Here is a 12140-nt window from a genome sequence, read left to right on the forward strand (position 1 = left end):
CCGGATGCCGCCGACGCTCGCCGAGAACACGGATGCCGCTGGCCTCGTGCTCTGTGGATCGCATGTCATCAAGCTAAAGCGCTCGGTGCGCCTGGTGCGCGGCGTTGACCCCGAACGAGCTGTCGGGTAGGAATCGACGAGGGCGATCAGAACAGGGTCTGCTGCACGCGCTCGGGAGGGACGAGCGCGGTGAGCGTGGCCTTCACCGCGATGAGCCCAGGCTGTTGCGCTCCCGCCAGAAGCCGGAGCATGTCGGGGAGCCAGGCTCGCGCGTCTGAGGTGGCCGACGGCATCCGGTGTTTGAGCACGATAGGTGTGTCGCCGCCGTCGAAGCGCAGCGCGACGGTGAGCCCGCCGGCCGCGAGACCGGCCTTCGATGCGCGCTCGCAGACCCGAGTGATGCAGGCCTCCATGAGCTCCGAAGGAGTCCAGTCGGGGCGGTTGTAGCCCGAGATGGTTCCCTCCGAGGAGAGGCTCGTTCTCGTCTCGACCGGGTTCAGCGTCGCATCATCGGTGCCCGCGCGGATGCGGTGCAGGCGGTGCGCCATGGTCGCTCCGCAGACGCGGCGGAGTTCGTCGGGGGAGATGCCGTCGAGGTCTGCGAGGCGGGCGACCTCTATGAGGCGCAATCGCTCGACGGTCTGTGCGCCGATTCCCCAGACGTCGGAGATGGGCAGCGAAAGCCGAAGCTCGGCTTCCTCTTCATCGGAGATGACGTGCAGGCCGTCGGGCTTCGCGGCGCGCGAGGCGAGCTTTGCCATGAGCTTGGTGCGCCCTATTCCGACGCTGATCGGAACGCCGAGTTCGCTCGCCACACGTCGCCGCAGCGATTGCCCAGCATCGAGGGCGGCCCGGATGTCTGTGGTGCCGACGTCGAGAAAGGCCTCCTCCATCGATCCCGGCTCGACCGCGTGGGCGCTGTCGCGAAAGATGTCGAAGAGGGCGTCGCTGACCCGCTCTACCTCGGCGCGTGGAGTCTCGATCATCACCAGCTCGGGGCAGACGTGTTGGGCCTCGTGCACCTGCATGCCGCCACGGACACCCCGGAGTCGAGCCGGATAGTTGGCGCTGGCGATGAAGACATGAGCGATCGCGGCCATCGGTCTGTCGACGAGTTCGGGTCGACGCCGGAGGATCACCGAGGCGAAGAACGAGTCGGCGTCGACGTGCAGGAGGAGCGACGTGGCCACACCCTCTATCGTACTGGTGTTCGAATGTTTCGCCGCGAATACCGCGTTGCGTCGCCGGAGGGCGCGGCCTACTCGTCGTCGGCGCTCTTCTTCCGGAATCTGGAGCGGGCGGATCGCCGCAGCCTGTAGATGCCCACCTCGACGATTCCCCCGACGGCCGCAAGGCTCGTGACGTAGAGCACTCCCGCCCAGATCGTGTGCGCGCCGCCCGTGCCCCGGTAGGTGTCGGCGATGTCCATGCCGAGGTGTATCCCGTCGAGAAAGGCTGGCACCGCTCCCGCTGCGATGATGGCGAGAAAGATCATCGCCATCGTCGAGAGCGAGAGGTGTCGCCACAGCCCGACGACCGCGGCGGCTACCGCCAGCACGACTCCCGCCGCCGCGGTGCAGATCACCCAGGCGATGTCTCGTCCGACATCCATGCCGTTTGCCGCGAGGCGCGCGTGAATCTCACCGAGAGTCGCCCCGGGGACTGCAGCGAGCGGATCCAGTACGAGTGACTCGACCGCCATCAGCGCGGCATAGGCCGCGACGAGAAGAACGCCGACCGCCGCGAGGAGTATGCGGCCTCTGGTCACTTCGCCATAGTGCGCGTCGACCAGAGCGCCCAGGCCACCAGCAGGGGCTGGCCGAACAGGCGCCCGACGCGTTTGGCGTCGGAGTCGAGACCGAACGCATCCCTGTGGTGAATGGCCTGCGCGATGTTGCCGGGGAAGATCGCCGTGAAGAAGGCCGCGGCCAGTCCGCCGACGCGTGCCCGCTGCGACCGCGGCGCGAAGAGCAGCGCTGCGCCGAGCGTGATCTCGGCGACGCCGCTCAGCAGCACCGTCGTGTCTTCTTCGAGAGGAACGAACTCGGGTACCTGGGCGCGAAAGTCGTCGCGTGCGAACGTGAGGTGGCTCGTTCCGGCGAGAACGAGGATGGCGCCCAGAGCGATGCGTGCCGCCGTGCGGCCCTTGGATGCGGGCTTGTCGAGCTGTTTCGTCATGGCGGCTCCTCGTGAGAATCGAATGGTGTGCTTCGACGATACGCCTCGGGTGCGACGGCACAGCATCGAGCGTGAAGGTGCGACGAGCGGATGCGCCGGGTCGGCTATCACCGCCGTGGCCGTTAATCTACGGGTTGGCCTCACCCGACACCGGCTCCGTACATTGGCGGCATGAAGAAAATCATCGCCACGACCATGGTGGGTTCCGCCGCGCTGCTTCTTCTCACAGGATGTGTGGGCGAAGCGCAGGACACAAACAAGATCGGCACAGCGACCCCCACTCCCTCCGTGTCGGAGACTCCCACGCCGACTCCGACAGAGACGCCCACCCCGACGCCGACGCCCACGGAGACTCCCTTCGAGCCCGACAACATCTGACGAGGCAGCGCCCTGGCTGTCAGTGCGGAGCGATAGCCTGCGGAGCATGAAATACGTGACCCTCGGAACGACTGACCTGACTGTTTCGCAGCACATTCTGGGGCTGATGCGCATTCCCGAGCTGTCGGCATCCGAGATTCGGGCCCTCGTGGGCGACGCCCAAGCCGAGGGCATCACCTTCTTCGACCACGCCGACATCTACGGCTCGGGCGGCAGCCCAGACCACGTGTGCGAGAGCCTGTTCGCCGACGCGCTGAACTACACCGCGGCCGAGCGGGAGCAGATGGTTTTGCAGACGAAGTGCGGAATCCGTCCCGGATACTTCGACTTCTCGGCCGAGCACATTCTCGACTCAGTGAACGGCTCGCTCAAGGCGCTGAAGACCGACTACCTCGATCTTCTGCTTCTGCATCGGCCGGATGCGCTGGTCGAGCCAGACGAGGTCGCGGCGGCCTTCGACCAGCTGCATTCCGAGGGCAAGGTTCGCCATTTCGGCGTCTCGAACCACACGCCGGGTCAGATCGAGCTGCTCACGAGGTCGGTGCGTCAACCTCTCGTCGTGAATCAGTTGCAGCTGAGCATCACCCATGCTCCCTCGATCACCTCGGGGCTCGCCATGAACATGGCGCACGTCGAGCAGTCCGTCGACCGGCACAACGGTGTACTCGACTACTGCCGCCTCAACGACATCACCGTGCAGGCGTGGTCGCCGTTCCAGTCGGGCGCGACGGGAGGCGTCTTCATCGGCGACCGCGAGAACTACGCCGAGCTGAACGACGTTCTCGACGACCTCGCGGCCACCTACGCCGTGACGCCCACCGCGATCGCGGCCGCCTGGATCACCCGGCATCCGGCCCGCATCCAACTGGTGCTGGGAACGACCAAGGGTTCGCGCCTGCGCGAGGCCGCCGCGGGTTCGGAGATCGAGCTCACGCGACCGGAGTGGTACCGACTGGCGGTCGCGGGAGGGGCGCTGCTTCCCTGAGGCTGCGGAACACTTCCGCGACTACGCTGGTCTGATGCTCACCGCCGGAGTCGATCTCGCCGCCGAGAACAAGGGCACGGCGCTCGCGGTCATCGACTGGTCTGGGCCTCGTGCGGCCCTGACCGAGCTCCGACTCGGCGTGGGGGATGACGCCATTGCCGAGGCCGCCACGACGGTCGAGAAGCTCGGCATCGACTGTTCACTCGGCTGGCCCGACGAGTTCGTGAGTTTCGTCGTGGCCCACGCCGATCACGAGTCGATAGATGCGCCCGCCGTCGACGGCGGCATGGACTGGCGCCGCACCCTCGCCTACCGTGAGACCGATCGCGACGTGAGGGCCAAGACCGGTCGTTGGCCACTCAGCGTGTCGACCGACCGGCTCGGCCTCACTGCGATGCGCTGCGCGGGGCTTCTCGGCCGCATCCAGGCGCGGGGTGTCGAGGTCGACCGCTCGGGCTCCGGCGTCGTCGTCGAAATCTATCCCGGCGCGAGCCTCCGACTCTGGGGGTTCGACACGACCGGCTATCGCGTGAGCGAGGCCGCGCGAGAACTTCTGCTGGCGCAGGTTCTGGATGCCGCCCCCTGGCTCGATCTGCAGGGTCACGGCGAGCTCATGGTGCGGTCGGGCGACGCGTTCGACGCGGTGATCGCTGCCCTCGCTTCGCGGAGCGCTGCTCTCGGCCACTACGGCCCTCCGGCCCCTGAGCAACTCGCCCGCGCGCGCCGCGAGGGGTGGACCGCTCTGCCGACGACCCCGCTCGCCGCGCTGATCTCTTCGCCGGTCGAGTAGCCGCGCGAGGAACGAGGCGGCGTATCGAGACCACCCGGTGGTCTCGATACGGCCGCGGGCGGCCTACTCGACCAGCGCCGTCGGGGGCGGCCTACTCGACCAGCGCGGCCGGGGCGGCCTACTCGACCAGCGCCGTCTTGCGGACCTAGAGCACGGCCGCCGCAGGAGCCGCGACGCGCAGGAAGTCGATCTTCGCGGCCGCCGCCGATGCGGCCGGAGCCGTATAGGCGACGATGCGCAGATCGGTGCCGGCGACGCTGAACACATCGCAGTCGAGTTCGATATCGCCGACCAGTTCGTTGCTCACGACCTTGCTCTCCGACTGGTGCTCGCCCACGATTCCGCTCTCCCACAGCTCCCTGAACGGCTCGCTCGTCGAGAGCAGCTCCTGAACGAGGGCACGCACTCCGCGGTCGTCCGGATAGCGGCCGGCCACGCGACGGAGGTCGGCGACGAGAGACGCGCCGAAGGCATCCACGCTGCCGGATCGGCGGACGATGCGGCCCCCGCCCGAGCCGAGCGAGAGATTGCCGAAGTGCGCGCGCAGCAGATTGGGGCGACCCGAGGCGGGCCGCACGGGCTCGCCGAGAAGCGCCACCCACAGCGGGCTCCAGCTCAGCAGATCCCACGACGCGGTGAAGACCGCGACGGGAATCTCGCCCAGTCGCGCGACCAGCCGCTGCACCCCGGGAGGGATGTGCGCCGGAACCTCGTGGGGCGAGGGGGGAAGCAGCCCGGCGAGCACGAAGAGGTGATCGCGCTCGGCATCGGTGAGCTGAAGCGCTCGAGCGAGCGCAGAGGCGACCTGCTCCGAGGGGCGACGAGCGCGGCCCTGCTCGAGGCGAACGATGTAGTCCACGCTGAGCCCGGCGAGCGCGGCCAACTCCTCGCGGCGCAGTCCGGCCGCCCGGCGCGCATCACCAGCGGGAAAACCGACATCGAGCGGCGACAGGCGGTCGCGCCACGCTCGAAGGACCGTTCCGAGATCGCCGTGCGCATCCTGCATTCATTCAGTGTGCCAGCGCCCGACGCGTCGTGGGTGGTACTGAGCGTCCATACGCCGAGGCGGGCCACGACAGCGCGCCGCGGCGGCCGCAGACTTCTGAGCATGACAACAACACTGATCAGCGGGGCCAACAAAGGCCTCGGCTATGAAACCGCCCGCCGACTCATCGAAGCCGGGCACACCGTGTGGATGGGCGCACGAGACGAGACTCGGGGCCGAGCAGCCGCCGAGGCGTTGGGCGGCCGGTTCGTGCAGCTCGACGTGACGAGCGACGACTCCGTCGCCTCCGCGGTCGCGACTGTCGAGGCTGCAGGTGGCCTCGACGTGCTCATCAACAACGCGGGAGTCAGCGGCCCCTTCGCTGCCGCCGAAGATCTCACCGCCGACGACGCCGCATTCGTGTTCGGCACGAACGTGCTGGGCATCGTGCGCATGACGCTGGCATTCCGGCCGGTGCTGCTGCGCTCGAACGAGGCGACGATCGTGAATGTCACGAGCGGGATGGGCTCGTTCTCGTTCGTGCTCGACCCGGAGCACGTCGAGTCGCAGATCGTCGCACCTCTCTACCAAGCATCGAAGTCCGCGGTGACCATGCTCACGGTTCAGTACGCCAAGGCGTTCCCCGAGATCCGCATCAACGCCGCCGATCCCGGCTACACGGCCACCGAGTTCAATAACCACAGCGGTCCGCAGACGGTGACCGAGGGCACGGATGCGATCGTCGAGCTCGCCACCCGGGGCGGCGCTGGGCCGACGGGCACGTTCATCAACCGCGACGGCGTCGCCCCCTTCTAGAGGGCGGCGCTCTCCTCCCGTTCGCACGCGCCGGGCGAAGAGGGTCAGCGCATCGACTGACCGACATCGATGCGATTGCCGTCGGGGTCGCAGAAGACGAATCCACGCACGCCGTAGTCGGCATCGCGGAGACCCTTGATCATGCGAACCCCCGCGGCATCCATCGTCGAATACAGCGCAGCCGCGTCATCGACGAGCAGATGGGCGACGTTGTGGCTGCCGCCGTGGTGATTCTTGACGAGCGTGAGATGCAGCTCCGCAGCCCCGTTGCGCACGATGGCGAAGCCCACGGGCTGGCCGTTGGTGAAGTGCACTTCGAGGGCGAGGAACTCTCGAAAGAACGAGATCGAACGATCGATGTCGGTGACAGCGAGTGTCGGCGCGAAACGGCCGAGCTTCACGGTGTGGGGGGTTGAGTTCGTCATAGGATGCCTCTCGTCGCGCTCACTCCGAAGGCGGTGCTTCTCGGTGTAGTCGGCGCGGTGGCCCTCGGAAGCGAGATTACCAGGCGTGACGGACGGCGAGGCTCACAGTTTCATGTGTTGAGCGAAGCGGATGCGTCGGTGGAGAAGCCGCGCGAGGAACGAGCCGGCGTCTCAATGCCATTCGGGATACCCGGGTATTCTGGCGGGATCGGGAGGGGACCGAGATGACTGCCAGAAAGAGCGAAAGCGACGACGACAAGGCCAAGCGCGGCGCGTCGCGTCGCAACTTCCTTCGCACGGCGGGCATCGGGGTCGCGGGTCTTGCGGTGGGCGGGGCAGCGGTCGGCGGCGTCACCGCCGGCATCCGTTCGTCTGACACGGATGACGACGAACTGGGCTTCTCGCCCCTGCCGGTTCGGCACGAGCCGGGCTTCGACCACGTGGTCGTGATCATGTTCGAGAACCGCTCGTTCGACCACATGCTGGGCTGGCTCTACGAGCCGGGGCAGGAGCCCGCGGGCCAGAGCTTCGACGGGCTCCATCAGGGGCAGTACAGCAACCCGGGGCCATCGGGCGACACTGTGCCCGCCCACGTCTACAGCGGTCCGACCGATCGCATCATGGCCCAGCCCGATCCCGACCCCGGCGAGTTCTACCCCCACGTGAACACCCAGCTGTTTGGAACGATCGACCCCGAGAGCAACTCCGACCTGGAGAACGGCCTTCAGGAGCCGTGGAACCTGCCGAAAGACACCTCGAAGCCGAAGAACGACGGGTTCGTGAAGGACTACATCGTGAACTCCACGTTGTCTCGCGGGCGCGCGCCGACGCCCGAGGAATACGCCGTGGTGATGGGTGGGTTCTCGCCCGCGATGCTTCCCGTGCTGTCGACCCTCGCGAAGAGCTTCGGCGTCTACGATCACTGGCACGCCGCCGTTCCCTCGCAGACGTTCTGCAACCGCTCGTTCTTTCACGCGAGCACCTCGCACGGCTTCGTCACGAACGTCGAGGGTGGCGGCATCGACAAATGGCTGGATGCTCCGGCCGTGCCGACCGTGTTCAGTCGGCTCGACGAGGCAGGCAAGTCGTGGCGCGTGTACTACGACGCTCAGCAGGTCGTCTCGCTCACCGGACTACTGAGTGCCCCGTCGCTGCAGAAATACTGGAAGAGTCACTTCCGCAGCATGGAGCAGTTCCACGAAGACGCGGCCAAGGGCAGGCTGCCCGACTATGCATTCGTCGAGCCGCGGATGGTGTTCGATCACAACGACATGCATCCGCCAGTCGTGCGGCCGGCGCACGATAAGACCGATCCCACGACCCCCGAGATGGAGTCGGCCTTCTCGGACATGCGGGCCGGCGAGCAACTCCTCGGCGAGGTGTACACGTCGATCAAAGACGGAGCCTCGACCACCGGCTCGAACGCGATGAACACCGTGCTTCTCGTGACCTTCGACGAGCACGGCGGCCTGTACGACCACGTCGCGCCGCCCGCTGCGGTGCCTCCTGTGAAGAACGAGGCCCCGGGCGAGATGGGATTCGCGTTCGACCGTCTCGGCCTGCGGGTTCCCACCATCGTGGTCTCGGCGTACACACGAGCGGGCACGGTCATCAACGACCAGATGCATCACGGGTCGCTCGCGAAAACCCTCGCCGAGTTGCACGGGCTCGAGCCTCTAACCGAGCGCGATGCATCCGCCACGCCGATCTTCAATGCGGTGAATCTGAAGAAGCCGCGCCAGCCCGCTCTGTGGCCCACGGTCACTCCGGCCTACGTTCCGCCGAACCCCGAGGCGAATCCGCGCTCCGACAAAGAGAAAGACCGAAAGCGCCCGCTGACCCCGCCCGGGCTCGGACTCATCGGCATCCTGCTCGCCCGCTACGAACCGGATGCGCCGGTGCCCGACAACTACGCCGACGCCTACGACGTGCTGGTAAAGCACGGCTACGGACTGTTCGGGGTGCGCGACTGAGGTCGGACTCCGTCTTACAGGACCTTTCGTGAACCGGCCGGTGTGTCATCGGTCGAAACCCGGTGCGTCGACGATTCGTCCTGTTGAACGATCGAGCCGCCCTCGAGATGAGAGCGCAGCGCCTGCATCGCGTCGTCGAGAGCGGCGAGCTGCTCTGCCGTCAGGGCACTGACGAACAGCCTCTGCACCGAGTGGAGGTGTGGCGACGAGGCTCGGCGGAAGCTTCGGGCGCCCTCGTCGGTGAGCACGACCCAGGCGCTGCGGCTGTCGTCGCCCGCTCGCTCCCGCGAGATCAGCGCGCGCCTTTCCATGCGTCCGAGATGATGCGAGAGTCTGCTGCGTTCCCAGCCGACCTGCTCGGCCAGCGGCGACGAGCGCATGCGGTGGTCGGGCTGTTCCGAGAGGGCGAGCAGTACCGCGTAGTCGCCCGACGAGGTACCGGATGTTCGTTGCAGCTCGGCCTCGAGGGTGCGCTTCACGAGGTCGGTCATCTCGGTGAAGGTGCGCCAGACCTGAAGCTCGTCGCGGGTCGGCGACTTCCGACCGTCCGAGCGGCCGTCGGTCCGGAGACCGGGGAGGCGCTCCGGTATGTCCCCGGGAATATTCACGACGCTCCATTCATTTGACATGTCAATTACATCATCAAAGGACGCGATCATGGCAGACATCGAATTCGGGCTCGACACCTTCGGAGACATTCCGCAGACCGACACGGGGGAACTCGCATCCCACGCGCAGGCGATCAGGCACGTCGTCGCCGAGGCCGTGCTCGCCGACCAGCTCGGCATCGAGGTTTTCGCTGTAGGAGAGCACCACCGGCCGGAGTACGCCATCTCGAGCCCCGAGACCGTGCTGGCGGGCATCGCGACGCAGACCGAGCGCATCCGGCTGAGCTCGGGCGTGACGGTTCTGAGCTCCGACGACCCTGTTCGTGTATTCCAGCGCTTCGCCACGGTCGATGCGCTCTCGAACGGGCGCGCCGAGGTGATCCTGGGCCGCGGCTCGTTCACCGAGTCGTTCCCCCTCTTCGGCTACGACATGAACGACTACGACACTCTCTTCGAAGAGAAGATCGAGCTGTTCTCGCGCCTCCTCACCGAGCAGCCCGTGAGCTGGAGCGGCACGACCCGAGCAGCGCTGCACGATGCCGACGTCTTCCCGAAGACCGAGTCGGGGCATCTCTCGACCTGGGTCGGCGTGGGTGGATCGCCCCAGTCGGTCGTGCGCACGGCGCAATACGGATTCCCCCTGATGCTGGCCATCATCGGTGGCAGCCCCGAACGTTTCGCGCCCTACACCGACCTCTATCGACGCGCGGCCGAGCAGTTCGGCAGCGCCGCGCATCCGATCGGCATGCACTCGCCGGGCTTCATCGCCCGCACCGACGACGAGGCCAAAGAGATCTTCTTTCCGCACTACAAGGTCATGCACGACCGCATCGGAGCCCTGCGCGGCTGGCCGCCCGTGACCCGAGCCGAGTTCGAGAACGAGGTCGCGCACGGCTCCATGTATGTGGGCTCGCCCGAGACGGTCGCCCGTCGCATGGCGAGCGCGATCGCTACGCTGGGAGCCGGGCGATTCGACTTGATCTACTCGGCCGGCACTACCCCGATGAGCGACCGGATGCGCGCGGTCGAGCTCTACGGAACCGAGGTCGTTCCCCTCGTCCGCGACATCCTGGCCTGAGAGGCGCACCCATGCATTCCTTGACCGACCCGCAGCAGGCGACCATCGGCATCCTCGGCGCGGGAAAAGTCGGCACCGTGCTCGCCCGGCTCGCGATCGCGGCCGGCTACCGCGTGCTCATCGCGAGCTCGCGGCCGCCCGCCGCGATCGAGCTCACCATCGACGTGCTGGCGCACGGCGCCGAGGCGACGACGGCGACGGATGCCGCGGGCCAGGCCGATCTCGTCATCCTGGCCCTGCCGCTGGGCAAGGCCGTGCCCCTCGACGGACACCAGGCGCTGCCGCTCGACGAGCTGCGCGGCAAGATCGTGATCGACGCGATGAACTACTGGTGGGAGGTCGATGGCGTTCGCCCGGATCTGACCGGTGACGACGTCACGACCAGCGAGCTCGTGGCGGCAGCCCTGCCCGGCTCACGTCTGGTGAAGGCGTTCAACCACATGGGATACCACGATCTCGACGAGGGCTCCCGGCTGGCCGGTGACTCGGACCGCAAGGCGATCGCCCTCTCGGGAGACGACGTCGCGGCGAACGACGTGGTCGCCGACCTCATCGACTCTCTCGGCTTCGACTCTGTCGACCTCGGCCCCCTGGGGGAGGGCGCGGTGCTGCAGCCGGGTCGCCAGCTGTTCGGGGCGAACCTCACTGCTGCCGAGATCCGCGACGTCGTGGAGCAGGCTGCCGCCTGACGGAACGGGCGCGAGTGCGGCTACGCCGCCACCTCCTGCAGTGCGCGCAGGTGCACGGCGGCCCACGAGCGGAACGGCTTCCACGCCTCGGCGACCTTGTCGATCGAGCGGTCGGCGCCGTAGCGCTTCGTGACCTCGTCGCTCAGTCGGCCCTCGTTGCGAGGCAGCACATCGGGGAAGTTCGCACCGCGGATCACCACGAGCTCGGCCGAGAACGGTCCCATGCCGAGGATGCTCTGCACCTGGGCGAACGCGGTGGCCGGCTGCAACGAGCGCAGGTAGGAGCCGGAGAGCCGGCCGTCGAGAGCGGCCTCGGCGACCGCGTGCAGGTACTCCGCCTTGCGTCCGGGCAGATTGAGTGCCGCCCCGAGCAGGGCGGCCGGAGACGGAAAGGCCCCGTCGTCGCCGAGCTGCTGCGTGAGCCGCGTCTTGATCGCCGCCGCCTGCCGCCTCTGCATACGTTGCGACAGCAGTGACCACACGGCTGCCTCATAGGGTGAGAAGAAGCCGCAGGGTCGGAAACCCGGGAGCCGTCGCTGCGCGTCCGCGATCACGTCGTCCCGTGCCGCTACATCCGGCCACGCGCGACCGTCGATGTCTATCGACAGCAGCCGCCGCACCTGCTCGGTCGCGGCATCCAGATCGCCTTGGCCGTCGACCACGATGCGGGCCGACGCGCCCTCCTGCGTGATCACGGCATCGACTCGCTGCCAGTCGGTGTCGCAGAGAAAGGCGGTGCGGATGCCCTCGGCCTGCGTCTGGTATGCAAGTCCGCCGGGGGCGAAACCCTCCCAGAATTGCTTGGTGGTGGCGAGCGACCAAGGCCCGACAACCTCGTGAACGGTCTCGAGTCGAGTCATGGATCAGACCTTATCGTGCACCGTGATGGCGTAGCCGTCGGGGTCGGCGAAGCTGAAGGTGCGGCCGAACGGTCCGTCGATGGGCGCCGAGGTGATCGTGAATCCATCGGCCACGAGGGTGTCGTGGATCTGCTGCGCATCGGGCGCGTGCATCCAGACGCCGATGCCGAGACCGAGCTGAGCGCCCGAGTTCAGGTCGACGCCGGGCATCGCGTCGCGCACCGCGAAGGCCGCGGGCGTGGTGGCGAAGACCACGGCGTGAGGCGGGCCGGCCTGGCGGGCGAACCCGAGGTACTTCTCGTAGAAGGCGGCAGACGCCTCGATGTCGCGGACCTGAAGTGAGATGAAGCCGGGGCCGGATGCGGTCATGAGATT

At 67.5% G+C, this 12140-nt stretch carries 15 protein-coding genes; 7 read left to right on the forward strand and 8 right to left on the reverse strand.

Annotated features, from left to right (window positions below):
• Positions 1-146: 146 nt before the first annotated feature.
• The 3 genes from CCK87_RS09830 to CCK87_RS09835 form a co-directional block, all read right to left on the reverse strand.
• Complete coding sequence (locus CCK87_RS09830; protein ID WP_170927228.1) at positions 147-1190, reverse strand: DNA polymerase IV; 1044 nt, start codon at positions 1188-1190, stop codon at positions 147-149.
• A 68-nt stretch (positions 1191-1258) separates the two neighbouring features.
• Complete coding sequence (locus CCK87_RS18250) at positions 1259-1768, reverse strand: hypothetical protein (protein WP_170927229.1); 510 nt, start codon at positions 1766-1768, stop codon at positions 1259-1261.
• A complete protein-coding gene (locus tag CCK87_RS09835; protein WP_086461295.1) occupies positions 1765-2178 on the reverse strand; it encodes a MauE/DoxX family redox-associated membrane protein in 414 nt (137 codons plus the stop codon). Before CCK87_RS09835 ends, CCK87_RS18250 begins: the two co-directional genes overlap by 4 nt.
• 171 nt (positions 2179-2349) lie before the next feature.
• On the opposite strand from CCK87_RS09835, the gene CCK87_RS18255 reads away from it, so the two are divergent.
• Genes CCK87_RS18255 through CCK87_RS09850 form a run of 3 tightly spaced genes read left to right on the forward strand, consistent with a single transcriptional unit; the run spans position 2350 to position 4331 of the window.
• Positions 2350-2556: a hypothetical protein gene (locus tag CCK87_RS18255; RefSeq protein WP_086461296.1), complete on the forward strand. Its 207-nt coding sequence runs from the start codon at positions 2350-2352 to the stop codon at positions 2554-2556.
• A 46-nt stretch (positions 2557-2602) separates the two neighbouring features.
• Complete coding sequence (locus tag CCK87_RS09845) at positions 2603-3541, forward strand: aldo/keto reductase (RefSeq protein ID WP_086461297.1); 939 nt, start codon at positions 2603-2605, stop codon at positions 3539-3541.
• A gap of 34 nt (positions 3542-3575) precedes the next feature.
• Positions 3576-4331: a DUF429 domain-containing protein gene (locus CCK87_RS09850; protein WP_086461298.1), complete on the forward strand. Its 756-nt coding sequence runs from the start codon at positions 3576-3578 to the stop codon at positions 4329-4331.
• Positions 4332-4476: 145 nt separating this feature from the next.
• Here the strand turns inward: CCK87_RS09850 and CCK87_RS09855 are convergent, their stop codons facing one another.
• Positions 4477-5337, reverse strand: a complete 861-nt coding sequence (locus CCK87_RS09855) for a helix-turn-helix transcriptional regulator (RefSeq protein ID WP_140162807.1) — start codon at positions 5335-5337, stop codon at positions 4477-4479.
• 102 nt (positions 5338-5439) lie between these two features.
• On the opposite strand from CCK87_RS09855, the gene CCK87_RS09860 reads away from it, so the two are divergent.
• Entirely contained in the window at positions 5440-6132 is a 693-nt protein-coding gene (locus CCK87_RS09860) for an SDR family NAD(P)-dependent oxidoreductase (RefSeq protein WP_086461299.1), read from the forward strand.
• Between the two features lie 44 nt (positions 6133-6176).
• Here CCK87_RS09860 and CCK87_RS09865 read toward each other — a convergent pair whose 3' ends face one another.
• A complete protein-coding gene (locus tag CCK87_RS09865) occupies positions 6177-6557 on the reverse strand; it encodes a VOC family protein (RefSeq protein ID WP_086461300.1) in 381 nt (126 codons plus the stop codon).
• Between the two features lie 224 nt (positions 6558-6781).
• Between CCK87_RS09865 and CCK87_RS09870 the strand changes: the two genes are divergently transcribed.
• Positions 6782-8530 carry an alkaline phosphatase family protein gene (locus tag CCK87_RS09870; protein WP_086461301.1) on the forward strand — a complete coding sequence of 583 codons (1749 nt, stop codon included), beginning with the start codon at positions 6782-6784 and terminating at the stop codon, positions 8528-8530.
• 14 nt (positions 8531-8544) lie between these two features.
• Here the strand turns inward: CCK87_RS09870 and CCK87_RS09875 are convergent, their stop codons facing one another.
• The gene (locus CCK87_RS09875) at positions 8545-9138 is read right to left on the reverse strand and encodes a MarR family winged helix-turn-helix transcriptional regulator (protein WP_212638208.1); all 594 of its coding nucleotides are present in this window, start codon (positions 9136-9138) and stop codon (positions 8545-8547) included.
• Between the two features lie 49 nt (positions 9139-9187).
• Here CCK87_RS09875 and CCK87_RS09880 point away from each other — a divergent pair, with 49 nt between their 5' ends.
• The gene (locus tag CCK87_RS09880) at positions 9188-10216 is read left to right on the forward strand and encodes an LLM class flavin-dependent oxidoreductase (protein WP_086461302.1); all 1029 of its coding nucleotides are present in this window, start codon (positions 9188-9190) and stop codon (positions 10214-10216) included.
• An 11-nt stretch (positions 10217-10227) separates the two neighbouring features.
• Positions 10228-10905 carry an NAD(P)-binding domain-containing protein gene (locus tag CCK87_RS09885; protein ID WP_086461303.1) on the forward strand — a complete coding sequence of 226 codons (678 nt, stop codon included), beginning with the start codon at positions 10228-10230 and terminating at the stop codon, positions 10903-10905.
• Positions 10906-10925: 20 nt separating this feature from the next.
• On the opposite strand, the gene CCK87_RS09890 is transcribed toward CCK87_RS09885, so the two are convergent.
• Positions 10926-11765, reverse strand: a complete 840-nt coding sequence (locus tag CCK87_RS09890) for a DNA-3-methyladenine glycosylase (RefSeq protein ID WP_086461304.1) — start codon at positions 11763-11765, stop codon at positions 10926-10928.
• Positions 11766-11768: 3 nt separating this feature from the next.
• The gene (locus tag CCK87_RS09895) at positions 11769-12134 is read right to left on the reverse strand and encodes a VOC family protein (protein ID WP_086461305.1); all 366 of its coding nucleotides are present in this window, start codon (positions 12132-12134) and stop codon (positions 11769-11771) included.
• Positions 12135-12140: the final 6 nt, after the last annotated feature.

Source organism: Agreia sp. VKM Ac-1783, assembly GCF_900177765.1.
Lineage (GTDB): Bacteria > Actinomycetota > Actinomycetes > Actinomycetales > Microbacteriaceae > Agreia.

Excerpts from the sequence above, each read along its gene's own strand:
- CCK87_RS09835 (WP_086461295.1), bottom strand. The coding sequence starts at position 2,178 with ATGACGAAACAGCTCGACAAGCCCGCATCCAAGGGCCGCACGGCGGCA.
- CCK87_RS18255 (WP_086461296.1), top strand. The coding sequence starts at position 2,350 with ATGAAGAAAATCATCGCCACGACCATGGTGGGTTCCGCCGCGCTGCTT.
- CCK87_RS09845 (WP_086461297.1), top strand. The coding sequence starts at position 2,603 with ATGAAATACGTGACCCTCGGAACGACTGACCTGACTGTTTCGCAGCAC.
- CCK87_RS09850 (WP_086461298.1), top strand. The coding sequence starts at position 3,576 with ATGCTCACCGCCGGAGTCGATCTCGCCGCCGAGAACAAGGGCACGGCG.
- CCK87_RS09855 (WP_140162807.1), bottom strand. The coding sequence starts at position 5,337 with ATGCAGGATGCGCACGGCGATCTCGGAACGGTCCTTCGAGCGTGGCGC.
- CCK87_RS09860 (WP_086461299.1), top strand. The coding sequence starts at position 5,440 with ATGACAACAACACTGATCAGCGGGGCCAACAAAGGCCTCGGCTATGAA.
- CCK87_RS09865 (WP_086461300.1), bottom strand. The coding sequence starts at position 6,557 with ATGACGAACTCAACCCCCCACACCGTGAAGCTCGGCCGTTTCGCGCCG.
- CCK87_RS09870 (WP_086461301.1), top strand. The coding sequence starts at position 6,782 with ATGACTGCCAGAAAGAGCGAAAGCGACGACGACAAGGCCAAGCGCGGC.
- CCK87_RS09880 (WP_086461302.1), top strand. The coding sequence starts at position 9,188 with ATGGCAGACATCGAATTCGGGCTCGACACCTTCGGAGACATTCCGCAG.
- CCK87_RS09885 (WP_086461303.1), top strand. The coding sequence starts at position 10,228 with ATGCATTCCTTGACCGACCCGCAGCAGGCGACCATCGGCATCCTCGGC.
- CCK87_RS09890 (WP_086461304.1), bottom strand. The coding sequence starts at position 11,765 with ATGACTCGACTCGAGACCGTTCACGAGGTTGTCGGGCCTTGGTCGCTC.
- CCK87_RS09895 (WP_086461305.1), bottom strand. The coding sequence starts at position 12,134 with ATGACCGCATCCGGCCCCGGCTTCATCTCACTTCAGGTCCGCGACATC.